The sequence below is a fragment of the Streptosporangium sp. NPDC050148 genome (assembly GCF_055586505.1).
The window spans coordinates 313,207-337,926 of sequence record NZ_JBVJIA010000005.1; the positions used below are offsets into that span (position 1 = coordinate 313,207).

At 71.7% G+C, this 24,720-nt stretch carries 21 protein-coding genes; 9 read left to right on the plus strand and 12 right to left on the minus strand.

Translation table 11 applies throughout. The annotated features are described in order from the left end of the window. Nucleotides 1-114: 114 nt before the first annotated feature. The 7 genes from ACZ6RT_RS07780 to ACZ6RT_RS07810 form a co-directional block, all read right to left on the minus strand. Nucleotides 115-1,527: an NAD(P)/FAD-dependent oxidoreductase gene (locus tag ACZ6RT_RS07780; RefSeq protein ID WP_399186434.1), complete on the minus strand. Its 1,413-nt coding sequence runs from the start codon at nt 1,525-1,527 to the stop codon at nt 115-117. Nucleotides 1,528-2,273: 746 nt separating this feature from the next. After that, nucleotides 2,274-3,224, minus strand: a complete 951-nt coding sequence (locus tag ACZ6RT_RS07785; RefSeq protein ID WP_399186433.1) for a hypothetical protein — start codon at nt 3,222-3,224, stop codon at nt 2,274-2,276. A gap of 38 nt (nt 3,225-3,262) precedes the next feature. Further along, nucleotides 3,263-4,060, minus strand: coding sequence for an alpha/beta fold hydrolase (locus ACZ6RT_RS07790; RefSeq protein ID WP_399186432.1), 798 nt, complete (start codon nt 4,058-4,060; stop codon nt 3,263-3,265). Further along, the gene (locus ACZ6RT_RS07795) at nt 4,057-4,953 is read right to left on the minus strand and encodes a Rieske 2Fe-2S domain-containing protein (RefSeq protein ID WP_399186431.1); all 897 of its coding nucleotides are present in this window, start codon (nt 4,951-4,953) and stop codon (nt 4,057-4,059) included. Before ACZ6RT_RS07795 ends, ACZ6RT_RS07790 begins: the two co-directional genes overlap by 4 nt. Then, nucleotides 4,950-6,164, minus strand: a complete 1,215-nt coding sequence (locus tag ACZ6RT_RS07800; RefSeq protein ID WP_470152592.1) for a flavin monoamine oxidase family protein — start codon at nt 6,162-6,164, stop codon at nt 4,950-4,952. Before ACZ6RT_RS07800 ends, ACZ6RT_RS07795 begins: the two co-directional genes overlap by 4 nt. Then, nucleotides 6,154-7,362: a cytochrome P450 gene (locus ACZ6RT_RS07805; RefSeq protein ID WP_399186429.1), complete on the minus strand. Its 1,209-nt coding sequence runs from the start codon at nt 7,360-7,362 to the stop codon at nt 6,154-6,156. Before ACZ6RT_RS07805 ends, ACZ6RT_RS07800 begins: the two co-directional genes overlap by 11 nt. A 230-nt stretch (nt 7,363-7,592) precedes the next feature. Continuing rightward, entirely contained in the window at nt 7,593-7,982 is a 390-nt protein-coding gene (locus ACZ6RT_RS07810; RefSeq protein ID WP_399186428.1) for a hypothetical protein, read from the minus strand. A gap of 306 nt (nt 7,983-8,288) precedes the next feature. On the opposite strand from ACZ6RT_RS07810, the gene ACZ6RT_RS07815 reads away from it, so the two are divergent. The 5 genes from ACZ6RT_RS07815 to ACZ6RT_RS07835 all read left to right on the plus strand — a co-directional run bounded on the left by ACZ6RT_RS07815 (nt 8,289) and on the right by ACZ6RT_RS07835 (nt 12,819). After that, nucleotides 8,289-9,542 (plus strand): cytochrome P450, encoded by a 1,254-nt coding sequence (locus ACZ6RT_RS07815; RefSeq protein ID WP_470152593.1) that lies wholly within the window; start codon nt 8,289-8,291, stop codon nt 9,540-9,542. Then, nucleotides 9,539-10,540, plus strand: a complete 1,002-nt coding sequence (locus ACZ6RT_RS07820) for a class I SAM-dependent methyltransferase (RefSeq protein WP_470152594.1) — start codon at nt 9,539-9,541, stop codon at nt 10,538-10,540. Before ACZ6RT_RS07815 ends, ACZ6RT_RS07820 begins: the two co-directional genes overlap by 4 nt. Beyond that, complete coding sequence (locus tag ACZ6RT_RS07825; protein ID WP_399186425.1) at nt 10,537-10,722, plus strand: hypothetical protein; 186 nt, start codon at nt 10,537-10,539, stop codon at nt 10,720-10,722. The genes ACZ6RT_RS07820 and ACZ6RT_RS07825 overlap by 4 nt, the downstream gene beginning before the upstream one ends. A 208-nt stretch (nt 10,723-10,930) precedes the next feature. Next, nucleotides 10,931-11,872 (plus strand): ABC transporter ATP-binding protein, encoded by a 942-nt coding sequence (locus ACZ6RT_RS07830; RefSeq protein ID WP_399186424.1) that lies wholly within the window; start codon nt 10,931-10,933, stop codon nt 11,870-11,872. After that, nucleotides 11,869-12,819, plus strand: a complete 951-nt coding sequence (locus ACZ6RT_RS07835; protein ID WP_470152595.1) for an ABC transporter permease — start codon at nt 11,869-11,871, stop codon at nt 12,817-12,819. The genes ACZ6RT_RS07830 and ACZ6RT_RS07835 overlap by 4 nt, the downstream gene beginning before the upstream one ends. 147 nt (nt 12,820-12,966) lie before the next feature. On the opposite strand, the gene ACZ6RT_RS07840 is transcribed toward ACZ6RT_RS07835, so the two are convergent. Beyond that, nucleotides 12,967-13,776 carry a superoxide dismutase family protein gene (locus ACZ6RT_RS07840; protein ID WP_470152596.1) on the minus strand — a complete coding sequence of 270 codons (810 nt, stop codon included), beginning with the start codon at nt 13,774-13,776 and terminating at the stop codon, nt 12,967-12,969. A 200-nt stretch (nt 13,777-13,976) separates the two neighbouring features. After that, nucleotides 13,977-15,830, minus strand: coding sequence for a translational GTPase TypA (typA, locus tag ACZ6RT_RS07845; protein WP_399186421.1), 1,854 nt, complete (start codon nt 15,828-15,830; stop codon nt 13,977-13,979). A 209-nt stretch (nt 15,831-16,039) separates the two neighbouring features. On the opposite strand from typA, the gene ACZ6RT_RS07850 reads away from it, so the two are divergent. Genes ACZ6RT_RS07850 through ACZ6RT_RS07860 form a run of 3 tightly spaced genes read left to right on the plus strand, consistent with a single transcriptional unit; the run spans nt 16,040 to nt 20,159 of the window. Next, the gene (locus tag ACZ6RT_RS07850) at nt 16,040-16,819 is read left to right on the plus strand and encodes an alpha/beta hydrolase (protein ID WP_470152597.1); all 780 of its coding nucleotides are present in this window, start codon (nt 16,040-16,042) and stop codon (nt 16,817-16,819) included. Between the two features lie 44 nt (nt 16,820-16,863). Then, nucleotides 16,864-18,909: a phosphate acetyltransferase gene (gene pta / locus ACZ6RT_RS07855; protein WP_399186419.1), complete on the plus strand. Its 2,046-nt coding sequence runs from the start codon at nt 16,864-16,866 to the stop codon at nt 18,907-18,909. Beyond that, the gene (locus ACZ6RT_RS07860) at nt 18,906-20,159 is read left to right on the plus strand and encodes an acetate/propionate family kinase (protein ID WP_470152598.1); all 1,254 of its coding nucleotides are present in this window, start codon (nt 18,906-18,908) and stop codon (nt 20,157-20,159) included. The genes pta and ACZ6RT_RS07860 overlap by 4 nt, the downstream gene beginning before the upstream one ends. A gap of 235 nt (nt 20,160-20,394) precedes the next feature. Here ACZ6RT_RS07860 and ACZ6RT_RS07865 read toward each other — a convergent pair whose 3' ends face one another. Further along, entirely contained in the window at nt 20,395-21,825 is a 1,431-nt protein-coding gene (locus tag ACZ6RT_RS07865) for an aldehyde dehydrogenase (protein WP_470152599.1), read from the minus strand. Between the two features lie 351 nt (nt 21,826-22,176). On the opposite strand from ACZ6RT_RS07865, the gene ACZ6RT_RS07870 reads away from it, so the two are divergent. Next, the gene (locus tag ACZ6RT_RS07870; RefSeq protein WP_470152600.1) at nt 22,177-23,088 is read left to right on the plus strand and encodes a coiled-coil domain-containing protein; all 912 of its coding nucleotides are present in this window, start codon (nt 22,177-22,179) and stop codon (nt 23,086-23,088) included. A gap of 100 nt (nt 23,089-23,188) precedes the next feature. Here ACZ6RT_RS07870 and ACZ6RT_RS07875 read toward each other — a convergent pair whose 3' ends face one another. Both ACZ6RT_RS07875 and ACZ6RT_RS07880 read right to left on the minus strand, forming a co-directional pair. After that, a complete protein-coding gene (locus tag ACZ6RT_RS07875) occupies nt 23,189-24,355 on the minus strand; it encodes a tyrosine-type recombinase/integrase (protein ID WP_470152601.1) in 1,167 nt (388 codons plus the stop codon). Continuing rightward, nucleotides 24,352-24,501 (minus strand): helix-turn-helix transcriptional regulator, encoded by a 150-nt coding sequence (locus ACZ6RT_RS07880; RefSeq protein ID WP_470152602.1) that lies wholly within the window; start codon nt 24,499-24,501, stop codon nt 24,352-24,354. The genes ACZ6RT_RS07875 and ACZ6RT_RS07880 overlap by 4 nt, the downstream gene beginning before the upstream one ends. Nucleotides 24,502-24,720: the final 219 nt, after the last annotated feature.

Consider the following 24,720-nt stretch of genomic DNA (forward strand, 5'->3'; position numbering starts at 1 on the left):
CGGGTGCCCGTCCGGGCGAGGACCGCGTGTCCGACCCTGCGACCGACCGGACGACCGTACGACCTGATGAGGACCGCGCCGGACGGCGCGGTCCTCATCAGGCCGGGGGGAAGGTCAGCGCGGCGCCGCCGGTTCGGTGGCGCGCCCGATGCCCAGCCGGGGCTCGGTGACCAGGTACAGCCCGGCGGCCGATTCCTGGCGGACGCCCGGGTCGGGCTCGGGCGCCTGTGGGGCCACGGCGTCCCGCGCGGTCAGCTCGGTGGCCAGCACCATCGCGTCCAGCGGGGCCGCGCCGCCGGAGCGGGTGGCGTCGTCCAGGTCGGTCAGGCCCGAGGTGATCGAGGCGAAGGCGCTGTCCGGGGCCACCGCCCCGCCCCTCTTCTGCATCAGCTTCGGGTACTGGCCCCTGGCCAGGCGCTGCGCCAGCCAGAAGTACTCGGCCTTGCCCCGGTACTGCTCGTAGAACCCGGCGACCATGGAGAACATCCGGCCGTAGGCGTTGCGGTACAGGGACTCGTAGAACCCCAGCGCCTCGGGCTCGGTGACCTCCCCGGCGTGCGTGGACAGGATGGACGCCGCGGCCAGCGTGCCGCTGTACATGGCCAGGTGGACGCCGGTGGACAGCAGGGGGTCCAGGAAGCAGGCGGAGTCGCCCGCCAGGAAGTAGCCGGGGCCGCAGAAGCTGGCGGCCGAGTAGGAGAAGTCCTGCTCGACGCGGACCTTTCCCTGGAACGCTCCGCCGGAGATCAGTTCCGCGACCGTCTCCGACTCCGCGACCAGGGCCAGGAACATCTCGGTCGTGGAGGAGAACTCCGGCTTGCGGGCCAGGAAGTTGTCCTGGTGGGTGACGAAGCCCACGCTGTAGACGTCGCCGCTGAGCGGGATGACCCAGTACCAGCCGTGCGGGGAGGAGATCACGTTGATGCCGCCCCGGGGGGTCCTGGGCAGCAGGTCGCCGCCCTGGTAGTAGCCCCAGATGGCGACGTTGCGGAAGACGTCGAGCTGGGTCCGGTCGCGGAAGTGCTGGGCGGAGAGCACCCCGGCGCGGCCGGAGGCGTCCACCACGTAGTCGGCCGCGCTGTGGCGGGCCTGCCCGTCGAGCACCCAGTCCACGCCCACCGCGCGACCCTCGTCGAAGCGGACCTTCTTCACGTGGGCGCCGTGGACCACCTCGACGCCCTGCTCGGCGGCGTGCTTGAGCAGGACGTCGTCGAAGTCGGCCCGGTCGACCTGCCAGGAGCGCACCTTGTCGCCGAAGAGGTCGGGCCAGTTGATGGTCCAGTCCCGCTCGGCGCCCCAGCGCAGCAGCAGGCCCTCCTTGACGGTGTAACCGCGGGCCTCGATCTTCTCCCGTACGCCGACGAGGTCGATGATGGCGCGGCAGGAGGAGGAGATCGACTCGCCGACGTGGTATCGCGGAAAGGAGTCCCTTTCCAGCAGGCGGACCCGGGCACCGGCCCGCGCCAGAAGGGCCGAGGATATCGATCCGGCGGGACCCCCGCCTATCACCACTACGTCAGGCGCCATGAAATTCCCTTCCCACGCGATGACCACTGCAGCGAATTCTCGCAGGAAGGTATGAATTTAGTTAATACGCATTTATACGCATTTCAGTGCTCATTTCCCCTGGGGGGCCACGGTGGTCGCGGGGGCCGCGACGGAGACGGCGGGACCGGTCACCGGGTCTCCGGCAGGGGCTCCGGCAGGGGCTCCGGCAGGGTCTCCGGCGGAGCCTCCGGCCGCGCCTGTGGCGGGGGAGACCGCGGCGGAAAGGCCGAAGATCGCGCCCAGCGGGTCGGCGAACAGGCCGGCCCCCAGGGGACGGGCCCCGGCCGCCCGGGCCGTCCGGGTCACCTCCTCCGCCCCCGGGTCCCCGGTACCGAAGAAGGGCACCCAGACGCCCCGGGGAGAGGAGCGGATCACCGGCTCCGACCCGCCGTACAGGCCCCGGTAGAACTGCGCCGCCGTGTCCGGGGCGGGAGTGTGCAGCTCGGCGGCGCACAGGGCGCCGGGCTCGTCGACCAGGACCACGCCCTCGTCTCTGCCGCCCTCCCAGAAGCCGACCGCGGCGCCGGTGGGGTCGACGGCCAGGCAGAGGCGGCCGTCGTCGCCCGCGGGCACCGGGCCCATCACCACGCGCCCGCCCAGGCGCCCGACCTCGTCCCGGGTGCGGGCGAGATCCTTGGAGGCCAGGTAGACGTTCCAGGACGAGCCGAAGGCCGGGCCCATCGGGCTGGGACCGAGGCCGCCGATGATCTCTCCCCGCAGGGTGATCAGGTGGTAACCCCGGCCGTTCTTCTTGACGAACTCCCAGCCGAAGAGGTCACCGTAGAACCGTTTCGCGCCGGTCGGGTCGACGGTGATGTGATCGACCCAGCAGGGTGTTCCAGGGCCGTACGAGAGCCGCCGGGGCATGAGAACTCCTTCAGGAGCCGGTCGTCGATGAGCGCCGCGGCCGCCTCGGCGCCGCCGGACTCGGGCATGCGCAGCCGGTAGCGGGGCGCGCCGGCCAGTTCCGTGGCGGCCGGGGGCCAGACGTGCGCCTGGAAGTCCGACGGCTCCAGCCTGCAGCGGTCGCTGTCTCCCTGGCAGAGCCTGATCAGGGTGGGCGGGGCGAGCCTGGCGGTGATCGGCACCGGAGTGCCCAGCCGCTCGGGGCGGACCAGGACGGACTGCCCGGCCAGCGTCGGCCGGGCCGGGCGCCACAGGCCGGGGTCGGCCTCCAGGCCGATCAGCCCGCTCGCGCGGGCCGCGTCCAGGGCCTCGCCGCGCAGGTTCAGCGGGGTGAGGAAGGGGAGCGTGTGGCCGGTGGCCCGGTCGACCACGAGGAGCTGTCCCGAGACCGGCCGCCAGGACTGCGCGGCCAGCGAGACCGCGACCTCGGCGCAGGGCGAGCAGGCGCTGCCGATCAGCGCGACCGTCGCGTCACCCTTGGCCAGGACGACGGCGCGCATCACCAGGAAGTGCTCCTCCAGCACGCCGAACGGGGGGACGGGTGGCGGCATGGTGCCCCACCCCCGGAACGCGCGGCGCTGCAGCAGCACCCCGTCCTCCCGGTGGACCAGCAGCTCCCCGCCGGACGCCTCGTTGCTCACGAGCTTCACGGTCAGCTGCGGTTTTCCGGCCTTCACCAGGTGGGAGCCGAAGAGGAAGGCCATCTCGGACGAGTCGATGTGCGTGACGGCGAGCACGGTCAGGCCGAAGAACTCCAACAACAGGGACAATCTGCTTCCCCTTACCAATTCTCGTTCGACCCATACGATCAGATGACTTTTCCTACCATCTCAGGTGATGACAGCCCCTGAAATACGGCATCAGCTGCTATTTCTGGACGTTCCAGTAGGGGAAGATGTGCCGAATCGGGGATGACCCGCAGCTCACATCCGGGAACGTTCCTGCGCAGGGTCTCGGCGTTGGCCGTGAACGCGGGCATGTCGGAGTCACCGACGATCACCGTCGTCCTGGCCCTGACCCGGGCGAGGTCCTCGGGCGGGTGCCGGTGCATGCCGAGCATCGCCATCGCCCCGGTGTCCAGCTCGGCCCAGGAGTGCCTGCCGATCACCTCCCGCAACCGGGCCCGCAGCGCCGGACGCGCCTCGGTGCCGCGGAAGATGTCCGGCGGGGAGGCCATCCACAGCTCGGCCATCTGCTCTGGCGCGCCGCGCGCCCGGCGCAGCGTCATCAGCTCCAGGTACCGCCGCCTGGCCGCGGGGTCGGGCGGCGCGCCGCCGAGCGTCGGCGCCGCGAGCACCAGGTTCCGCACCACCTCGGGCGCCTCCAGGGCCATCTGCAGCGCGACGCCGGAACCGAAGGAGAGCCCCACGACCCGGTGCGCCCCCTCGGCGCCGGCGAGCCCGGCCAGCCGCAGGGCGAGCTCGGGCAGCGTCTGGCCGCGCCGCAGCGGCTCGGACCCGCCGTGGCCGGGAAGGTCCACGCCCAGGTGCCGCCAGCCCGGCAGCAGCTCCCACAGGGGCTCCCACAGCGTGGAGTCCATGGTGTAGCCGTGCACCCACAGCACGGCCGGGCCCGACCCCGACTCGATGACGCGCAGCCCGCTCACGCCTGCTCCCCGAAGGTCGCGCAGAACTCCCGGTAGGCCACCACGGCCGCGTCCCTGGCGTCCAGGCGCGGTGTCACCCGCGGGTTCAGGCGCTCCCAGATCACCGCGTCCTCGTCCAGCGCCCGCTCGCTGCCCTGGACGAGCAGCGGCAGTTCCTCCCGCTGCTCGGCGCGCACCCCGATCGCCACCCGCACCGCGCACCCGCCCTTCTCCCGCGGCACGGCCGCGGTGACGATGACCTGCTCCCGGCCCGGCGGCCCGAACAGGGTGACGACCACCCCGGGGCTGTAGGCGCGGGCCAGGAAACGCGAACCGACGACCCGCGGCGCGCCGCCCCCCCTGGTCGGCATGGAGGCCATGACGAACTCACCCTCCATGACCAGCTCGCCCTCGTCCCCGTCGCGGTGCGCCATCGCGCGCACCCTGGGCACCTTGTGCACCTCGGTGAAGTGGTCGATGTCGAAGGCGTTCTCCACGATCAGCAGGGGGTCGGCGTCCATCGACCTGCTCACGGCCGCGGTCAGCGGGTGGCCGTCGGCCAGCTCCTTCATCGCCCGGGTGAACCCGCGGTCGTCGTCGGGGCCGTCCGAGAGCCGCACGAACACGGCCTCACCGAGGACGAGCACGTGGTGCTCGGCCACCGACAGCCGCCGGGAGGGATCGCCGAGCCCGATCCGGCGGCCGTGGAACGGGCAGACCAGGCAGCCGTCGGCGAGCCGGCCCCCGTACCCCAGGTGCGCGCCCCGGTGCGGGCAGTCGGCGTCGAAGACCCGTGTCCCGGTCTCGTCCCGCACGGCCACCAGCCGCCGGGTCCCGAGCTCCAGGGGGGTCACCTCGCCGGTCAGCTCGGAGGTGAAGACCGGCAGATGCCAGCCGGAATGCGGTGCCGTCATCTGCTCATCGCCTTCAGTAGCCGTTCGGCGGCGTTCGTCCCGCTGACGATCGCTCCCTGCACCCACGGCGGCCGCGTTCCCGAGACCGTCGCCTCCCCCGCGAAGAAGAGCGTGTCCTCGACCGGTTCGGCCCAGCGGGCCGGGGCCCGCTCGGCGCCGAGCCTCGGCGCGGTGAACGCGCCCCGGCTCCACGGGTCGCCTCCCCAGTCGGCGATCTCGGTGTCCAGCACCCGGGCCCCCGCACTCCAGGGCAGGGCCACGGTGAGCATGGCCGCCAGGTCGGGGCCGGTGGCGGCCCGTACGCAGGCGGCGGCCGCGTCCCTGGCCACGATCAGCACCTCGGGGCGTCCCTCGCGGCAGCTCACGAAGCCGCTGACCCCGTCCGCGTCGAACACCGACGCCGTCTCCGGCGCAGGGACGGACAGGGTCGCGACCACGCAGCAGCCGTCCCCGGGCGTCAGCTCCCGCGCGGCCTCGGCCTTGTCCGCGGGAAGGTCCTCGATGGTGAGCGTGCCGCAGGCCACGACGGCGGGCGGCACGGTCACGACCACCCGGCCGGCCTGCACGGTCCCGCGGGCCGTCCGCGCGCTGACCCGGCCCGGCGACCAGCCGAGCACCTCGACGGGGCGGCCGACGTGCACCTCCAGTCCCCGCGCCAGCCGTCGCGGCAGGCGGTCGAAGCCGTCGGAGACGACGAACTCGCCGTGCCCGGCGGTGTCGCCGCGCTGGGCCGCGGACACGCCCCGGGCGCTGAGCCGGTCCGGGTCGGCCGCCCAGATCTGGCGGAGCCACTCGCTCGCCACCGGGGCCGGCCCGCCGTTGTCGCGGAGCCAGTCGTTCACGGACACGCCGTCGGCGGCGCCCTCGGCGTTCAGCCGGGCCTCCATCGTCCACGGCGGGCACGGCGTACGGGCCAGCGTCCCCATGGGGCGGCCGACCCGGCCGCTGATCACCCGCGCGGCGGCGGGGCGCGGCGCGGTCTCGGTCTCCACGAGCGCGCGGGCGGGGTTGCGGTCGCCGTGCACGACCTGCGCGCCCAGCTCCAGCGACGGCCCGCCGTCCGCGGGACGGAAGGTGCGCACCCGCCCGCCGATCCGCGGCCTGGCCTCCAGGACGACGGTGCGCACCCCGGCCCGGTCCAGGATGGAGGCGCAGGTCAGCCCGCTGACCCCGGCCCCGATGACGAGGACGTCGGCGACGTCAGCGCGCATCCCCGCCTCCCAGGTCCACCGGGAGGGCGCGCAGCCGCCGGGGGATGAGCGTCGAGGCCCAGGCGGGCCGCGGGTCGGCCAGCGACGCGGAAGGGAAGCGCTCGGCCAGCCGGGCCAGCAGCACCGCTCCGGTCTGCCGGACGAGCTGCGCCGCCAGACAGAAGTGCGGCCCCCCGCCGAAGGCCAGGTGCGGGTTGGGCGTCCGGTCGAGCACCAGCTCGCCGGGCCTGTCGAAGACGGCCGGGTCGCGGTTGGCCGCGGCCACGATCGCCAGCACCCGGGCGCCGCGCGGCACCTCGCCGCCGGGCAGCGTCACGTCCGTGAGCGCGACCCTGGCGGTGAAGGGGATCGGCGCCTCCAGCCGCAGCAGCTCGTCCACGGCGGTGCGCGCGAGCTCCTGGCCGCCGGTGCGGAGCGCGGCCAGCGCCTCGGGCCTGGGCAGCAGCCAGTACATCGCGTTGCCGATCGCCTCGGCCAGCGGCTGCCATCCGCCCACCACGGCCAGCCCGAGCACCCCGAGCGTCTCGGCGTCGGTCAGCCGGTCGTCGGCGACCAGGCGGGCCAGCGGGCTCGGCGGACCGGCCGCGTCCGAGGACAGGGCGGCGCAGTGCGCCTGCAGGAAGCGGGTCAGCTCCTTCATTGCGGACCGGCCCAGGGCCGCCACCTGCGGCCCGGCCAGCGGGTCCAGATTGATCGAGGCCGCCTGGGCGAGCTGCGAGAAGGCCGTCCGGTCGCTCTCGGCCAGCCCGAACAACCGCAGGAAGACCGAGGTGGCCAGCGGGCTCCCGATCCGCGCGATCGCGTCGACCACGGTCTCGGCGGCCAGGCCGTCGAGGAGGTCGTCCACGTCGGCGGCGATCCCGTCGGCCACCGAGGCGATCGCGGCGGGGCCCAGCAGCAGCAGGCCCGGCGTGCGCAGCCTGGTGTGGTCGGGCGGGTCCGTGGTGAGCATCGACGGCGGCAGGTCCTCGTCGCGCGCCCGTCCCTGCTGGCCGGCGCTCGCGGAGAAGGCCCGGTCGCGCAGGACGGCGGCGCAGTCGGCGTGCCCGGTCACCAGCCACAGCCGCGCCACGGGGTCGTGGTGGACCGGGGAGCGGGAACGCAGCCAGTCGTAGGCCGGGTAGGGATCGACCCGTCCGGCCGGGGAGAACGGGTGGGGGATGTGGGCGGGAAGGCGGACCTGGGTGCTGACCGTCACGCGGGGAACTCTCCTTCGATATGCACGGACGGCACCGGGGTCCACGCCCGCGACGGGCGGCCACCCCCGACCGGCGCCCGTCGTCCTCGCGGGTCCCTGACCGGATTCTGGCCGAGGACCCGTACCTCTTCACCGCTCTCGTCATGCTCCGGCGGGGATGCCCGGGGTACCCGGGATCCCTGCGATGCCCGGTATGCCCGATATATCGGGGATGTCGGGGATGCCGGGGATCAGGTGCAGCAGCAGCAGGGGCAGCAGCAGTAGTAGCAGGAGTCGGAGGGCAGCTGCGTGCCGGCCGTGACGGCGGCCAGGTCGCCCTCGCTCAGCTCGGTCGCGTCGACCACCGGGGTCTCCGGGATGTGAAGCTCGAAGACCCCGCTCTCCATGCCCTTCTCCCAGAGGGCGACCTGGACGTCCATGTTGCCCTCCTCGTGCCCGTCGGGGATGTGGCGCACGATGACGACCTCGCTGCCCGAGGGGATCGTCAGCCCGGACTCGGCCAGCGCCTCACGCGGGTTCGCGCTCAGCCTGGCGGAGTAGCTCTCGTCGGACCACGCGTTGATCAGGGTGCGGGTGTAGGAGTTGATGAATTCCGCTCGCTCCTGCTGCGCAAGTGCCATGCCATTCTCCTTTGTTTTTCGCCGGCGCTCTCCGTGTCGGCGACTGATTGAACTGTTGCATGACCTGCGCCGCATACCAAGACTTAATTCTACGCCATTAATGTAAGTATTGATACCTTCGTCAATGCGGTGTTACATTGCAAGCATCCCATAGTCGGGATCGGCCCATCAATGACGAGCAATACGTATATCCGGCACCCGTGAATACGTATTAAAGATACTTACGTACGCCATCCGGAGGTGTCGGTGACGACCGTCAGCACGAAAGCACCCCCCGGTCCGCCGGGCCCGGTGGACATGGAACGCATGCGTGACGACCCCCTGGGGTTCGTCACCGGCCTGGCGCGCGACCACGGGGACGTCACCGTGCACGACGCGAACGGCGAGACCGTGTTCATGCTGCACCGCCCGGACCTCGCCCGGTACGTCCTCAAGGAGAACGTGGCGAACTACACGAAGGAGAACACGCCCGACGACCACATGCTGCGCCCGCTGCTCGGCAACGGCCTGCTCACCAGCGACGGTGAGGAATGGGCGCGGCAGCGCAGGTTGTGCGCACCGGCCTTCCGGCGCAGCGAGGTCGCCTCCTTCGACGGGATCATCGTCGAGGAGACCGAGGCCCTGCTGGCGCGCTGGCGCGCCGCCGGGGCGGGCGTGTCCCAGCCGATCGACCACCAGCTGACCTCGCTGACCCTGTCGATCCTGACCCGCGCGGTGCTCGACGTGGACCTGGGCGCGGCCGGCGACGGGTTCGGCCGCGCGGTGGACGCGGTCAACCGCTACATCGGCCACTACGTCCCCGACCCCGACCCCGACCCGGCGGACACCGCGGACCGGCGTCAGGGGTACGTACGTGCCCGCGCCCTGCTGGACATGGTCACCCGCACCGTCATCGCCTCCCGCCGCTCCTGCCCGCACGCCACCGGCACCCTGCTCGACAGCATGCTCGGCGCCCTCGGCGACACCGACCTGCGCGACCAGGTGCTGACCCTGATCATGGCGGGCCACGAGACCACCGCCAAGTCCCTGACCTGGACCTTCTACCTGCTCGACCGTCATCCCGAGGAGGCGGAGCGGATCCGCGCCGAGGTCGACCGGGTCCTGGGCGGCCGTCCGCCGACGGCCGCGGACCTGCCCGACCTGCCGCTCTGCCGGCGGGCCGTGCAGGAGGCGATGCGGCTCTACCCGCCGGTCTGGCTGATCTCGCGCCGGGCCACCGGGCCCGACGAGATCGACGGCCACCACGTGCCGCCCGGCGCGCTGGTCTGCGTCAGCCAGTGGGTGCTGCACCGCCACCCCGGCTACTGGGACCGCCCCGACGAGTACGTACCGGACCGTTTCGACGACGCCGACCTGCCCAGCCACCTGTACCTGCCGTTCGGCGGCGGCGAGCGCGTCTGTATCGGCCAGCACCTGGCGCTCATCGAGGCGACGCTGGTCCTGGCGACGGTCTCGCAGTCGGTACGGCTGGAGCTGGAACCCGGTTTCCCGGTGGAGCCGGAGGCCCTGGTGACGCTGCGCCCCAAGTACGGCATGCGCATGGTGGTGAGCCTTCGATGAGCATCGACACCCCGGCGACCGCCGCCACTCCCTCCACCGCTCCTCCTGCCGTGCCCTCCACCGCTCCTCCCGCTGCTCCTCCCACCGCTCCTCCCGCTGCTCCTCCCGCTGCTCCTCTCGCTGCTCCTCCCGCCGCTCCTGTCGGCGCTCCGAGACCGGACGCGGGCTCGTACGATCCCTCCGCCACCACCGCGGGCGGGCTGGCCGGAGAGCTGGCGCGGCTGGAGGCGCAGGCCGAGCTCTCCTTCGAGGAGGAGCTGTGCCTGCTCCGCGAGCTGGGCCTGACCTCGTCCAAGGGGCCGCTGGTCGAGGTCGGCGCGGGCTCGGGCGCGATCACCAGGCGGCTGCGGCGGGCCATGCCCGACCTGTCGCTGATCGCGGTGGACATCGACCCCGGACTGCTCGCCCACGCCGAGGGTGCGGGCGCGGAGCTGATCGTCGCCGACGCCGCCGACCTTCCCCTGGAGACGGGGAGCGCGGGATACGTACTGCTCAGGTACGTCCTGCAGCACCTGTCCGACCCCGCCCCGGCCCTGGCCGAGGCCCGCAGGATCCTCCGCCCGGGGGGCCGCGTCCTGATCACCGAGGTGGACGCCTCCTGCTGGGGGCTGGCCGACCCGGTCCACCCGGAGCTGGCCGGCGTCCACGCCAAGATCGCGGCGGCCCAGCAGGCCGCCGGTGGCGACCGGGCGATCGGCCGCCGTCTCACCCGCCTGCTCCGCGGCGCGGGTTTCACCGAGGTCTCCATCCGGCCTTTCGCCACCACCAACGACACCCGGCCAACGGACGATTTCGCCCCCCACCTCGGCCCGGGACGGCTCCAGCCGCTCCTGGCCTCCGGTGTGCTGTCCTTTCAGGAGGTGGCTCTCGCCGCCGATCGCTGGAACAGGTTCCGGTCAGACCCGGACGCCTGGGTGATGCTCCTGGGCTTCACCGCAGCCGGCACCGCTCCCGGCCCCCTCCCCGCAGGGCGCCCCCCCACCGAAGGAAGCACATGAACACCAACGTCAAGATCTTCATCACGATCTTCTGCTACATCAGCGGGGTGATGGGCGTCGTCACCGCCGTCATGCAGGCCAGCGCCACCCCCGCCAACAGCACCGCGGCGCTGGTCGCCGGGGTGATCGGGGCCCTGTTCCTGGTGGCGGGGGTGGCCCTCAGCCGCAGGCCCCGCTACTGACCCGCACCGGCCCGTCCGGTCCGTTCCTCCGGCCCACCCGTCCGCAGGCCCGCCCCGGCCGGCGGGCGGATCGGCGGGGGCGACTCACGGGACGCCGGGTGAAAGAAGAAGGTCCATGGGAGTGACGCCGATGAGGTCGACGATGGCGAATCCTGCATTTCCGATCCTGACGGCGCGCCGGAGGCGCGTCGAGTTCGAGGGGTAGACCATGTCCGCTGCCGAGGCTGACGGCCCCATTCATGTGCGGTCGCTGGAGAAGAGTTACGGTTCGACGGTCGTCATAGACAAAATCGATTTCGAGGTACGTTCCGGCGAGGTCTTCGCGCTGCTGGGCCCGAACGGCGCGGGCAAGACGACCACGGTCGAGATCCTGGAGGGGGTACGCCGCAGGACCGGCGGCGACGTCCGCGTGCTGGGGCGCGACCCGGCCGAGGACGACCCCTCCTGGCGGGCGCGGATCGGGGTGGTGCCGCAGACGACCGGCGCCTACCTCGACCTCACCGTACGCGAGGTGGTCGAGCACTTCGCCGCCTTCTACCCGGCGCCGCTCCCGCCCGACGAGGTCATCGACATGGTGGGGCTGACGCCCCAGCGGCGCAGGCAGGCACAGCAGCTCTCCGGCGGCCAGCTGCGCAGGCTGGACGTGGCCGTGGGGGTGGTCGGCGACCCCGACCTCGTCTTCCTCGACGAGCCGACCACCGGGCTCGACCCGGTCGCGAGGCGGGAGGCGTGGGACCTGGTACGGAACTTCACCGACCGTGGCAAGACCACCGTCCTGACCACGCACTACCTGGACGAGGTGGAGGCGCTCGCGCAGCGCGCCGCGATCATCGTCGCCGGGAGGATCGTGGAGGCCGGGCCGATCTCGGAGCTGGGCGGCAGGAAGACGGACCGCTCGGTGATCGGCTTCGCCGCCACGGGCCCGCTCGACGGCCTCCCGCTGCCCCCGCTGCCCCCGGACTCGCGGGCGCACCTGGAGGCCGGGCAGGTCACGGTGCACACCCACCGGCCGACGGAGACCCTGGCCGCGCTGCTGCCCTGGGCGCACGCGGCGGGCGTACGGGAACTCGACGGGCTGCGCATCCACCGGCCGACGCTCGAAGAGGTCTACCTCCAGCTCATCAAGGACCGGGGAGAGGGTGCCCGATGACGACCGAACAGCATGTCACCGGCGTCGCCGCGGGGAGGGCCGCGTCCCCGGCGTCCCCGACGTCCCCGGCGGCCACAGAACCCCCGGCGAGCACGGAACCCCCGGCGACCGTGGCACCTCCGGCGACCGCGGGCTCCGCGGGCTCCGCGCGTCCCGGGCTCTGGCGCGCGTCGGTCGCGCGGTCGAAGGTCGAGCTCGCGTCGTTCTTCCGCAACCGGCAGTCCCTGATCTTCACGCTCGCCCTGCCGATCCTGCTGCTGGTCGTGCTGGGGTCGATCTTCTCCGGGACGGTGGAGGGGACGACGGTCGACTTCAAGCAGGTGTTCATCGCCGGGATCATCGCCAGCGGCGTGATGAGCGTCAGCTTCACCGGGCTGGCCATCAACATCGCCATCGAGCGGGACACCGGGATGATCCGCAGGCTGGCCTGCTCGCCGATGCCCAAGTCCGCGTACTTCATCGGGAAGATCGTCCGCGTCGCGGTGACCGGCGTCATCGAGACGGTGATCCTGCTCGGGGTCGCGCTGGCGCTCTTCGGGCTCCCGCTGCCCGCCACCGCCGGCGCCTGGCTCACCCTGCTCTGGGTGCTCTTCCTGGGCGCGGTGGCCTGCTCGCTGCTGGCGATCGCCTTCACCGCGCTCATCCCCAACAGCCGCTCGGCCTCGGCCATCGTGACGCCGCCGTTCCTGGTGCTGCAGTTCATCTCCGGGGTCTTCTTCCCCTTCAACCAGCTCCCGCTCTGGATGCAGAACACCGCCGCGCTCTTCCCGCTGAAGTGGATGACCCAGGGCCTGCGCTCGGTCTTCCTGCCGGAGGCGTTCGCACGCGTCGAGCCGGCGGGAAGCTGGGAACTCGGCCGGGTCGCCCTGGTGCTCGGCGCCTGGTGCGTGGCCGGCCTGCTGCTGAGCGTGCTGACGTTCAGCTGGCGCGGCCCGAACGTCAGATGAGCCCCGGCCGTGACGGTCGCTCCACCCCGGCCGTTCCACCCCGGCCTTTCACCCCGCGTTCCATCCCGGCCGTTGCACCTCGGCGGGAACCCCCGTTCCCTCGCGGACACGGGGGTTCCCGTCCGTTCCCGTCCCGGTGAGGCGCCGTCAGCGCCTGGTGATCACCCCGCAGGCGACGCGGCCGCCCGAGTCGCCGGTCGCGCGGGTGGTCTCGTCCACCCCCTCCTCGGCGTAGCGTTCGGGGACGTTGGCCTGGTTGTCGGCCAGGGCGTGCACGACGATGGCGCTGCCGTCGCCGTCGAGCAGCTGGGCCACCGTGAAGCGGTCGGTCATGACGATCGTCCCGCCCTCGCCGTCCCGGCCGACCAGCAGGTCGGGCAGGTCGCCCGAGTGGCTCGGGTGGTCGCCGGGGCGGAGACTGAAGTGCGGGCCCGCGCTGAAGAAGGGGCTGCCGGTCGCCGGGTCCTTGGACGCGGCGTCGCAGATGCCCTTCGTGTGCACGTGGAAGCCGTGGTAGCCGGGGGTCAGCCCCTTGACGGTGAACGTGAGCCTGGTCCTGCCCGGCGCCATCTCCTCCACGACCAGCTCGCCGAGCGTCTCGCCCTTCACCCCCTTGACCTCCGCGCCCGCCGCCCCGGCTCGCGGGGAGCCCGCCGTCCCGGAGGGGGACGGAGACTCCGGCGCGACGGGCGGCGCGGGCGATCGCGACCCCCGGACGGCGACCGTTCCCGGGACGGCGACCGTTCCCGGGACGGCGGCCGGGACGGTTCCCGCCGAGCCGACGGCCGAGACGGCGGCCGGGGCGATGCCCACGAAGCCGGCGGCCGAGACGGCGGCCGGCGGTGCGGCCGTGCCCGGCGGGACGGCGCCCGGCGGCACGGTGCCGGCCGATGCCGAGGTGGCCGTACCCGCGCCGAGCGCGACGGCCAGTACCAGATGACGTGCAGGATGGAACATGAGATCCCCCGATCCCCGTGACCCCGTCGCCCCTCCGCGGCGCCGAGGAACCGCGACGGTTCTCCTCCCATGAGTATCAGACGGCGGGCCCACCGTCCCGGTGACCGGGGTATACATCGGCAACGGGAGGGCGGGACGGCGAAGGCGCCGCCCCGGAGGGGACGGCGCCGTGGCGTCGTGCGAGAGGCCGATCCGCGCGGTTAGTTGGACCGCTTGGCGCGGGCGGTGGTCCGGGCGCGGGTCGTGGCGTCCAGGACGACCTTGCGGATGCGGACGTTCTCCGGGGTGATCTCCACGCACTCGTCCTCGCGGATGAACTCCAGCGCCTGCTCCAGCGAGAGCTGACGCGGCGGGATCAGCGTCTCCGTCGTGTCGCTCGTCGAGGAGCGCATGTTCGTGAGCTTCTTCTCCTTGGTGATGTTCACATCCATGTCGTCGGCGCGGGAGTTCTCGCCGACGATCATGCCCTCGTACACCTCGGTGGTCGGCTGGACGAACAGGACGCCGCGCTCCTGCAGGTTCAGCATGGCGAACGGGGTCACCGGGCCCGGCCGGTCGGCCACCAGCGAGCCGTTGTTACGGGTGCGCAGCTCGCCGAACCAGGGCTCGTAGTCCTCGAAGACGTGGTTGACGATGCCGGTGCCGCGGGTCTCGGTGAGGAACTCGGTACGGAAGCCGATCAGGCCCCGGGCCGGGACCACGAACTCCATCCGGATCCAGCCGGTGCCGTGGTTGGTCATGTGCTCCATGCGGCCCTTGCGGACGGCCAGCAGCTGGGTGATCGCGCCCAGGTACTCCTCGGGGCAGTCGATGGTCACCCGCTCGACGGGCTCGTGCACCTTGCCGTCGATGACCTTGGTGACCACCTGCGGCTTGCCGACGGTCAGCTCGTACCCCTCGCGGCGCATCTGCTCGACCAGGATGGCCAGCGCCAGCTCGCCACGGCCCTGGACCTCCCAGGCGTCGGGACGGTCGGTCGGCAGGACCCGCAGCGACACGTTGCCGACGAGCTCCTTGTCGAGCCGGTCCTTGACCATGCGGGCGGTGACCTTGGAGCCCTTGACCCGGCCGACCAGCGGCGAGGTGTTGGTGCCGACGGTCATGGAGATCGCGGGCTCGTCGACCGTGATCAGGGGCAGCGGGCGCGGGTCCTCGGGGTCGGCGAGGGTCTCGCCGATCATGATCTCCGGGATGCCGGCGATCGCGATGATGTCACCGGGGCCCGCCTCCTCGGCGGGCTTGCGCTCCAGCGCGTCGGTCATCAGCAGCTCGGTGATCTTCACCCTCTGGATGGAGCCGTCGGTGCGGCACCAGGCGACCTGCTGGCCCTTCTTGATGGTGCCCTGGTGGATGCGGCAGAGCGCGATCCGGCCCAGGTAGGACGAGGCGTCCAGGTTGGTGACGTGCGCCTGGAACGGGGCCTCCGGGTCGTACACCGGAGCCGGGATCGTGTTCTTGATGACCTCGAACAGGGGCTCCAGGTCTTCCGAGTCCGGCATGCCGCCGTCGTCGGGGCGGTTGATCGAGGCGCGGCCGGCCTTGGCCGAGGCGTAGACGATCGGGAAGTCGATCTGCTCCTCGGTGGCGTCCAGGTCGATGAAGAGCTCGTAGACCTCGTCCACGACCTCCTTGATCCGGGCGTCGGGGCGGTCGACCTTGTTGATGCAGAGGATGACCGGCATCTTCGCGGCGAACGCCTTGCGGAGCACGAACCGCGTCTGCGGGAGCGGGCCCTCGGAGGCGTCGACGAGCAGCACCACGCCGTCGACCATGGACAGGCCGCGCTCGACCTCGCCGCCGAAGTCGGCGTGACCGGGGGTGTCGATGATGTTGAGCGTCATGCCGCCGTGCTTGACGGCGGTGTTCTTCGCGAGAATGGTGATGCCCTTCTCGCGCTCGAGGTCGTTGGAGTCCATGACACGGTCGTCAACGTCCTGGTTGACACGGAACGCGCCGGACTGCCAGAGCATGGCATCCACGAGAGTGGTCTTGCCGTGGTCGACGTGCGCGATGATCGCGATGTTCCGCAGGTCGTCGCGGCTGTTCAAAGGCATGATGGAGTCTCACTCTGTGATCGTGGAGGCTGGCCGCGGACCGTGCGGCCCTCTCATTTTAGTTGATCCGGACAATCGCTCTCACGTCTTCGGGACATGAAGTGCGCCAATTCACCCTCCTCGTCCCCTTTTTCACCCTCCGGACAGCCCTTTTTCACCCCGGGGGAGCCGTGAATCCCCCGGGCCGTATCTCTCCTAAGCTCGGACGCATGCCACTCGCGCCCTCCTTCCCGGTGACGCTCAGAACCCGCGACGACCTGCGGATCGACGCCGCGCACACCCCCTCGCGCGGGGCGGACGATCTCGGGATCGTGCTCGCCCACGGCTTCACCGGCTCGCTCAGGGAGCGCTCCAACCGCCGGATCGCCCACGTGCTCAGCGGGTTCGGCGGGGTGGTGGCCTTCGACTTCCGAGGGCACGGCCGCTCGGCGGGCAGGTCCACCGTGGGCGACCTGGAGATCTGGGACGTGGAGGCGGCGGTGCGGCACGCCAGGACCATCGGGTACCGCAGGGTGGCCACGGTCGGGTTCTCCATGGGCGGGGCGGTGGCCCTGCGGCACGCCGGGATCGTCGGCGGGGTGGACGCGGTGGTGTCGGTCAGCGCGCCCGCGCGGTGGTACTACCGGGGGACCCGGCCGATGCGCCAGGTGCACTGGGTGATCGAACGACCGGTGGGGCGGCTGGCCGCGCGGCTGGGCAAGCGCACCCGGATCATGAAGGGGGTGTGGGACCCGCTGCCGCTGGCGCCGTACGAGGCGGTCGCGAAGATCTCGCCGGTGCCGCTGCTCATCGTGCACGGCGACGCGGACGGGTTCTTCCCGCTGGAGCACGCCCACCAGCTCCACGACGCCGCGGGCGGGACCGCGCAGCTGTGGATCGAGCCCGGGTACGGTCACGCCGAGAGCGCGGCGACCCCCGATCTGGTCCGCCGCATCGGCGCCTGGGCCGCCGCCCGGTCCCGTCCCCAGGACGGTGTTTACTCCTCTTGACGAACGGCGGGGCGGGGCGTGACGGCGCGCGAAGGAGAGGGTTCATGCGGAGCATCTACGTGGCGGGTCTGGGGCGGGGGGACGGCCGGCAGATCGTCGACCTCGGCCTGATGGAGCTGCTCACCCGGCGGGCCGACCGCATCGGGGTGTTCCGCCCGATCACCGGGGGCGGCGAGGACCGCACCCTGGAGCTGCTCCGGAGCCGGTACCGTCTCGCGGCCTCCGCGACCGGGGTGACCGCCGAGGAGGCCGCGGAGATCTACGCCGAGAAGGGCGCCGAGGAGCTCATCGGCGCCCTGGTCGCCCGGTTCCACACCCTGGACCGCGAGTGCGACGCGCTGTTGGTGCTGGGCAGCTCCTTCGACACCGACGACCTCCCGCGCGAGCTGGCCTTCAACGCCCGGCTGGCCGCCGAGTTCGGCGCCCCGGTGATCGTGGTGGTGGGCGCGCACGGCGACGGCGCCGAGGGGATCGCCACCGAGATGCGCACCGGCCACCAGGTCTTCTCCGACCTCGGCTGCACGGTGCTGGCGGTGATCGCCAACCGGGTGCCCGAGGGCACGGTCATCGAGTGCGACCTTCCGGTGCCCTGCTACACGATCCCCGAGCGCCCCTCGCTCTCGGCGCCGACCGTCGGGCAGGTCGCGCAGGCCGTGGACGCGGAGACGATCCAGGGCGACGAGGACGGGCTGCTGCGCGACGTGCTCGGCTTCGTCTTCGGCGGGGCCACCCTGCCGGTCTTCCTGGAGCATCTGACCGACGGCGCGCTGGTGATCACCCCGGGTGACCGCGCCGACCTGCTGCTGGCCTCGCTGGCCGTGGAGGCGGCCGGGACGGCGCGACCGGCCGGGGTGGTCCTCACGGTGGGGGAGAGGCCCACCGAGGCGGTACGGGCCCTCACGGCCCGCCTGGCGCCCGGCGTGCCCGTGCTCGCGGCCGAGGCGGACAGCTTCACGGTCGCGACCACCCTGGCCGGGCTGGAGGGACGGCTGACCGCCGACAACCCCCGAAAGATCGAGACCGCCCTGGGGCACTTCGAGGCCCACGTGGACGCCGCGGCCCTGGCCGACCGGATCGAGCTGACCCGTTCGCAACGGGTCACCCCGATGATGTTCGAGCACACGCTGCTGGAGCGGGCCCGTGCCGACCGGCGGCACATCGTGCTGCCCGAGGGCGAGGAGGACCGCATCCTGCGGGCCGCGGACATCCTGCTGCGGCGCGGCATCGTCGACATCACCCTGCTGGGCCGCGAGGACGTGGTGCGGCGGCGGATCGGCGACCTCGGCCTGGACCTGTCGGGCGTGACCGTCGCCGACCCGATGACCTCCCCGCTGCGGGAGTCGTTCGCCCGCGAGTACGCCGAGCTGCGCGCGCACAAGGGCGTCACCCCCGAGCGGGCCATGGACGTGGTCGCCGACGTGAACTTCTTCGGCACGATGATGCTGCACCGGGGCCTGGTGCACGGCATGGTCTCCGGGGCCGCGCACACCACGGCCGCCACGATCCTGCCCGCCTTCCAGATCATCAGGACGGTCCCGGACACCTCGATCGTCTCCTCGGTGTTCTTCATGTGCCTGGCCGACCGGGTGCTCGTCTACGGCGACTGCGCGATCAACCCCGATCCGGACGCCGAGCAGCTGGCCGACATCGCGATCTCCTCGGCCCGCACGGCCAGGCGCTTCGGCGTCGAGCCCGCGATCGCGATGCTGTCGTACTCCACCGGCGAGTCCGGCAGGGGCGCCGAGGTCGACAAGGTCCGCGCCGCCACCGCCCTGGTCGCCGAGCGCGCGCCGGACCTGCTGGTCGAGGGGCCCATCCAGTACGACGCCGCGGTGGACGCCCGGGTGGCCGCCGCGAAGCTGCCCGGCTCGCGGGTCGCCGGAAAGGCGACCGTGCTGATCTTCCCGGACCTGAACACCGGCAACAACACCTACAAGGCCGTGCAGCGCTCGGCCGGGGCGGTGGCCGTCGGCCCCGTGCTGCAGGGCCTGCGCAGGCCGGTCAACGACCTGTCGCGCGGCGCCCTGGTCACCGACATCGTGAGCACCGTCGCCATCACCGCCGTCCAGGCACAGGAGGTCACCCCATGAGCGATCACGCGGGCCGGGAGCGCACCGGCGAGGACCGTACCGGCGAGGAGCGCGACGGGCGGGACCGTACCGGCCACGACGGCGGGGACGGCGGCGGCCGGGAACGGGAGGGCGGTCCCGGGCGGGTGCTGGTCCTCAACTCGGGCTCGTCCTCGGTGAAGTACCGGCTCCTTCAGGGCACCGAGCGGCTGGCGTCCGGGACGGTGGAGCGAATCGGCGAGGACGGCTCGCCGGTGCCCGACCACCGGGCGGCCCTGGAGAGCGTCGCCGACCGGCTCGCCGGCGAGGGGCTGGGGCTCGACTCCCCGGAGCTGGCCGCGATCGGGCACCGGGTGGTGCACGGCGGCACGGCCTTCACCGAACCCACCCCGATCACCGACGAGGTGGTCGCCGGGATCCGGGAGCTCGTCCCGCTCGCCCCCCTGCACAACCCGGCCAACCTGGCCGGCATCGAGGTCACCCGGCGCCTGCGCCCCGACCTGCCGCAGGTCGCGGTCTTCGACACCGCCTTCCACGCGACGATCCCCCCGGCCGCCTCGACGTACGCGATCGACCGCGAGCTGGCCGGGCGGCTGGGCGTGCGGCGCTACGGCTTCCACGGGACCTCGCACGCGTACGTCTCCCGCGAGGCCACGCGCCTGGCGGGTGACCCGGACGCGCGCGTGATCGTGCTGCACCTGGGCAACGGCGCCAGCGCCTCGGCGGTCTCGGCCGGGCGGTGCGTGGACACCTCCATGGGGATGACGCCGCTGGAGGGGCTGGTGATGGGCACCCGCAGCGGCGACCTGGACCCGGCGGCCGTCCTGTACCTGGCCCGCACCGGGGGCATGTCCCTCGACGAGATCGACGAGCTGCTCAACCGGCGCAGCGGCATGCTCGGCCTGTGCGGGGACAACGACATGCGCTCCGTGACCGAGCGGGTGGAGGCCGGGGACGAGGACGCCGAGCTGGCCGTGTCGGTCTACTGCCACCGGCTCCGCAAGTACATCGGCGCCTACTACGCGGTGCTGGGCACGGTCGACGTCATCGCCTTCACCGGCGGCGTCGGGGAGAACTCCGCGCCGATCAGGGCGAGGGCCCTGGAGGGCCTGGAGGCAATGGGCATCGCCGTGGACCCGGCCCGCAACGCGCGGGGCGACACCGTCGTCTCGCCCGACGGCTCCCGGGTGAAGGTCGCGGTGATCCCCACGGACGAGGAGTACGAGATCGCCCGGCAGACACTGTCGGTCATCTCCCACCACGCCGGGTGAAAGTACCTCCACCCACAGCGGATGGATGAAACCCCTCAGGGGAAGCCTGCCAGGCAGGAATCAGTGTTCGGCCATCGTCATGGGGCATACTTCGTGTGACCGGACGGTCGCCCAGCGTCGCGGGGGCGTGCAGGATCGCCCGTCCGGCCGGTGTCCCCGCGGCGTGAGGCGGCTCCGGGGACCGGGACGGGGGCGCTCCGGCCCGGCCCCCGGAGGTGAGGTGCCGCGACCGGCGTCACATGTGGGCGATCGACTTGTACTCCAGGTACGCGGCGAGCCCCTCGGGGCCCAGCTCGCGGCCCAGGCCGCTGCTCTTGAAGCCGCCGAACGGCGAGCTGTTCTCGATCATGTAGAGGTTGACGCCGTAGGTGCCCGCGCGCACCCGGCGGGCGATGTCCAGGCCTCGCTGGGTGTCGGCGGTCCACACCGTCCCGGCCAGGCCGTAGTCGCTGTCGTTGGCGATACGGACCGCGTCGGCCTCGTCCTCGTACGGGATGACCGTCAGGACCGGGCCGAAGATCTCCTCGCGGGCGATGCGCATCTCGTTGGTGGCGCCGGCGAAGACGGTCGGGGCCACGTACCAGCCGCGGTCGTGCGGCCGGTCCAGCCCGCCGACGACCGGCTTGGCGCCCTCGTCGATGCCGATCCTGATGTAGCCCTCGACCCGCTCCTGCTGGCGCCTGGCCACCAGCGGGCCGATGCCGGTCGCCGGGTCGGACGGGTCGCCGACCTGCATGCCGCGCACCATCGACGCGACCGCGTCCACGACCTCGTCGTAGCGGTCGCGCGAGGCCAGGATGCGGGTCTGGGCGACGCAGGCCTGGCCGTTGTTCATCAGCGTGGCGATCGACAGGAAGCCCATCGCCGAGGGCAGGTCGCAGTCGTCGAGGATGATCGCCGCGGACTTGCCGCCCAGCTCCAGGGTGCAGCGCTTGAGCTGCTCGCCGCAGATCGACGCGATGCGGCGCCCGGCGGCGGTGGAGCCGGTGAAGGCCACCTTGTCCACCCCGGGGTGGGAGACCAGGTGCTCGCCCGCCTCGCGCCCGGCCGCGACGATGTTGACGACCCCGTCGGGGACGCCGGCCTCCTTGATCATCTCGGCCAGCAGGTAGGAGTCGAGCGGGGTCTCGGGGGCGGGCTTGACCACGACCGTGCAGCCCGCGACCAGGGCGGGGGCCAGCTTGATCATGATGACGAACTGCGGCACGTTCCACGGGACCACCGCGGCGACCACGCCCACCGGCTCGCGCCGCACGGTCACCGTGCCGAACGTGCCGGGGCGCTCCTCCTCGACGGGGAAGGTCGCGCCGAGCTCGGCGTAGTACTGGAGCATGCCGAGCGGCTGGGGGGCCTGTGCCATCTGCGAGAAGGTGATCGGCGAGCCCATCTCCTCGGTGATGATCTCCGCCATCTCGCCCTGGCGGGCCGCGTAGAGCTCGGCGAGCCTGCCGACGACGGCCGCGCGCTCGGCCATCGTCATCCTGGGCCACGGGCCGTGGTCGAACGCCTGGCGGGCGGCGGCCACCGCCCGGTCCATGTCGGCGGGCGTGCCGTCGGGCACCCGACCGATGATCTCCTCGGTGTGCGGGGAGACGACGTCGATGGTGCCGGTCCCTGCGGGGGCCACCCAGTCGCCCCCGATGAAGAGCGTGTCGTGCTGGCGCATGATGTGTTGCCTCCTGGTGGGCGGGCCAGAGCCAAAATTTGAGCGAATGCTTGCTTGGACAAGTGTCATCCGCCGGAAGGGAGGCCACAAGGCCTCCGGCCCCTTCAGACCGAATCATGTTCTGTCGCCGGTGGCAAGAGGTGGGAGGCCGGATCCGTGGGCGTGGTGGGGCGCGTTGTGCGAGGATTAACCCCAGTGAAGCGTGTTATCTCCGTTGATTTTGGCCAAATCACCTTAAAGTGGTAGATAGTTCGTCAATGGTGTGCGACTTCCTCCGTTCCGGTGGCGAGCTTCAAGATCGTCTCCTATAGTTTCGCTCCGTCCGCGAGGGGCTCTGGAGGTGAGCGAAGCGTGAGGCCGACCCGTCCGGTCGCGCTGGCCGCCATGCTCGCCGCGCTGCTCCTGGTGCCGGTCGCGGCCGACGCCGCCCCCGGCCGTGCCGCGCGGCCCAATCCCGAGGTCGAGCTCAGGAAGCTCACCAAGGAGGCCGCGCAGATCAACAAGGACTACCGCGGCCAGGTGCAGAGCCTGGAGGAGACCCGCGTCCAGGCCAGCAAGGCCACCTCCAACGCCAAGAGCCTCAAGCGGGCCCTGGCCGACGCCGAGACCGACGTCGTCCGCTTCGCCCAGACCAGCTACATGGGCGCCGCCCTGGGCGACGGCACCCTGCTGAGCCTGCAGGGCGACGCCGGTTCGGCCCTGAGCCAGGCCGCGACCATGTCCTACCTCGCCAGCCGCCGTACCACCCAGCTCAACCGGGTCAAGGAGCTCATCAGGAAGGCCAGGGCCGCCGAGAAGGCCGCCGACGCGAAGATCGTCAAGCTCAAGAAGGACATCGCCGACCTCAAGAGCCAGCGGATCAGGATCGAGAGACTGCTGGCCAAGTACGGCTTCCAGACCCCCTCGGGCAGCGGCGGCCTGACCCCCCGCACGATCACCATGCGCAACACGGTGCTGCAGAACTTCCCCATGCCCTACGGCTACGGCTGCCTGCGCCCGGGAGACCCCGGCGACCACGGCAGCGGCCGGGCCTGCGACTTCATGATGAGCACCGGTGGCCGCGTCCCCACCCCCGACGCCCTGGACCGCGGCAACCGCCTCGCCCAGTGGGCCATCGACAACGGCCAGAAGTACGGGGTCATGTACATCATCTGGCAGCAGCGCTACTACGACGTCCGCACCGGCGCCGGCTGGAGGATGATGTCCAACCGCGGCGGCAACACCGCCAACCACATCGACCACGTGCACATCTCGATGTTCTGAGCTGTCAGGCTTCTGACCTGCGGTGATCTCGTTTTGTGGGGCTCTCAGGGCACATCCAGGGCACTTCGGTCCGTCGCCCACGCGTCTTCGATGACCTGCCTCATGCGGTCTTCGCTGGAGGGCTTAGGTGCGTGTAGGTCCGCAGGGTGAACCCGGGGTCGGCGTGCCCGAGGAAGTCGGCCACGGCCTTGATGGACACGCCTCGCTCCAGGAGCACCGAGGCGAAGTGGTGGCGGAGCATGTGGAAGCCGTTCTCGCGGGTCGTCGGGATGCCCGCCTTGATGAGGGTTGGCTTCCAGACGAAGCGGTTGAACTCGTTCCGGTTGATCAGGCTGTGCAGCCTGGTCGTGAAGATCAGTTCTGCCGAGTGCGGCGGCCCTTCCGGTGCCCGCCAGGGCAACGTGATCTCGATCGGCGGGAAGGCCAGTTGGTGATCGGAGAGGCGCAGGGCAAGGCTCTCCGGTATGGGAACGTCGCGGACCTTGCCGCCCTTGGGCGGGGCGAAGAGCATCTGACGGCCGTTCAGCATCTTGACCTGTCGCCGTACATGGACGACTCCAGCCGTCAGGTCGATGTCGTCGACGGCCAGGCCGAACGCTTCACCTTGACGGAGTCCGAGCGTCGCAGCCGCTTGGACCATGACCTCGTAACGTCGTGTGACAGCACTGGCGACGGCCTTCACCTGCTCCACCGACCATGGCGTGATCTTCTTGGACTCCGCTCTCGGAGGCTTCACCGATCCCGCATGACAGGGGTTCTTGGGGATCACCCCGTCATCCACTGCGGCGTTCAGAAGCGCGGAGAGATGGGCGAAGACAGTCCGGACGTAGTTCGGGGCGAGCTTCTTCTGAAGACCGCGCAACCACGCCTGAAGAAGGCTGGGACGCAGGGCCCGCAGCTCTCTCTCCCCAAGGATGGGGTAGACGTGCAGCCGTAGACGGATCTCCACCAGCTCGTACGACGACCGGTCGAAGGTCTGAGCCTCAAGCCAGTTCTCGCCGTACTCCCTGACCGTGATCTTTCCGGCGTTCGGATCGATGTAGGTCCCGCGGTTCAGCTCGTTCGTGATCTGCGCGTCGAACGCCTCCGCGCAGGTGTTCGCGTCCTGGCCGGCCTTCTTGGCGAAGTTCCTCTTGCGCTGGCTTCCGGACTCGTCGCGCCAGCGCACCTGCCACCGATCGCCGATGCCGTACTCGGAGCTGCGGACCTTCTTCGTGGTGCCGTCAGGCTGCTTCACCATCTTGTGCCAGCGGTCGTAGACGGTCACGGCTGCCTCCGCACCCAGGCCACGACGTCTTCCGGCAGGTAGCGGACGTGACGGCCGACCTTGTGACCCTCCGGACCGGTACCGCGGTGACGCCACTGGTAGAGGGTCGCCACCGGTACTCCCAGGTAGCCGGCTACTTCGTCCACCGTCCAGAGATGATCAAGCGTTTTCATCGCTGCCCTCCGGGGTCGGTCAGAGGGACGCCGGTCAACGCGGCGGCGAGGAGTGCGTCACCGAGGGAGTGGCCCTTTCCGGCGTACTCCCATTCGGGGGTCTGTCCAGTTAACGGTGTAACTCGATCTTGATTGGTTATCGGGTGGTCGGGGTGAGGCGGCCTTCGAAGGTGATGGCGAAGGCGTTGAGGG

What these genes read in the sequence shown, in the direction of transcription:
- typA (WP_399186421.1), bottom strand. Translation starts at nt 15,830, where the DNA reads ATGCCTTTGAACAGCCGCGACGACCTGCGGAACATCGCGATCATCGCG.
- ACZ6RT_RS07840 (WP_470152596.1), bottom strand. Translation starts at nt 13,776, where the DNA reads ATGTTCCATCCTGCACGTCATCTGGTACTGGCCGTCGCGCTCGGCGCG.
- ACZ6RT_RS07830 (WP_399186424.1), top strand. Translation starts at nt 10,931, where the DNA reads ATGTCCGCTGCCGAGGCTGACGGCCCCATTCATGTGCGGTCGCTGGAG.
- ACZ6RT_RS07850 (WP_470152597.1), top strand. Translation starts at nt 16,040, where the DNA reads ATGCCACTCGCGCCCTCCTTCCCGGTGACGCTCAGAACCCGCGACGAC.
- ACZ6RT_RS07800 (WP_470152592.1), bottom strand. Translation starts at nt 6,164, where the DNA reads ATGCGCGCTGACGTCGCCGACGTCCTCGTCATCGGGGCCGGGGTCAGC.
- ACZ6RT_RS07780 (WP_399186434.1), bottom strand. Translation starts at nt 1,527, where the DNA reads ATGGCGCCTGACGTAGTGGTGATAGGCGGGGGTCCCGCCGGATCGATA.
- ACZ6RT_RS07810 (WP_399186428.1), bottom strand. Translation starts at nt 7,982, where the DNA reads ATGGCACTTGCGCAGCAGGAGCGAGCGGAATTCATCAACTCCTACACC.
- ACZ6RT_RS07795 (WP_399186431.1), bottom strand. Translation starts at nt 4,953, where the DNA reads ATGACGGCACCGCATTCCGGCTGGCATCTGCCGGTCTTCACCTCCGAG.
- ACZ6RT_RS07820 (WP_470152594.1), top strand. Translation starts at nt 9,539, where the DNA reads ATGAGCATCGACACCCCGGCGACCGCCGCCACTCCCTCCACCGCTCCT.
- ACZ6RT_RS07865 (WP_470152599.1), bottom strand. Translation starts at nt 21,825, where the DNA reads ATGCGCCAGCACGACACGCTCTTCATCGGGGGCGACTGGGTGGCCCCC.
- ACZ6RT_RS07815 (WP_470152593.1), top strand. Translation starts at nt 8,289, where the DNA reads ATGCGTGACGACCCCCTGGGGTTCGTCACCGGCCTGGCGCGCGACCAC.
- ACZ6RT_RS07860 (WP_470152598.1), top strand. Translation starts at nt 18,906, where the DNA reads ATGAGCGATCACGCGGGCCGGGAGCGCACCGGCGAGGACCGTACCGGC.
- pta (WP_399186419.1), top strand. Translation starts at nt 16,864, where the DNA reads ATGCGGAGCATCTACGTGGCGGGTCTGGGGCGGGGGGACGGCCGGCAG.
- ACZ6RT_RS07835 (WP_470152595.1), top strand. Translation starts at nt 11,869, where the DNA reads ATGACGACCGAACAGCATGTCACCGGCGTCGCCGCGGGGAGGGCCGCG.
- ACZ6RT_RS07825 (WP_399186425.1), top strand. Translation starts at nt 10,537, where the DNA reads ATGAACACCAACGTCAAGATCTTCATCACGATCTTCTGCTACATCAGC.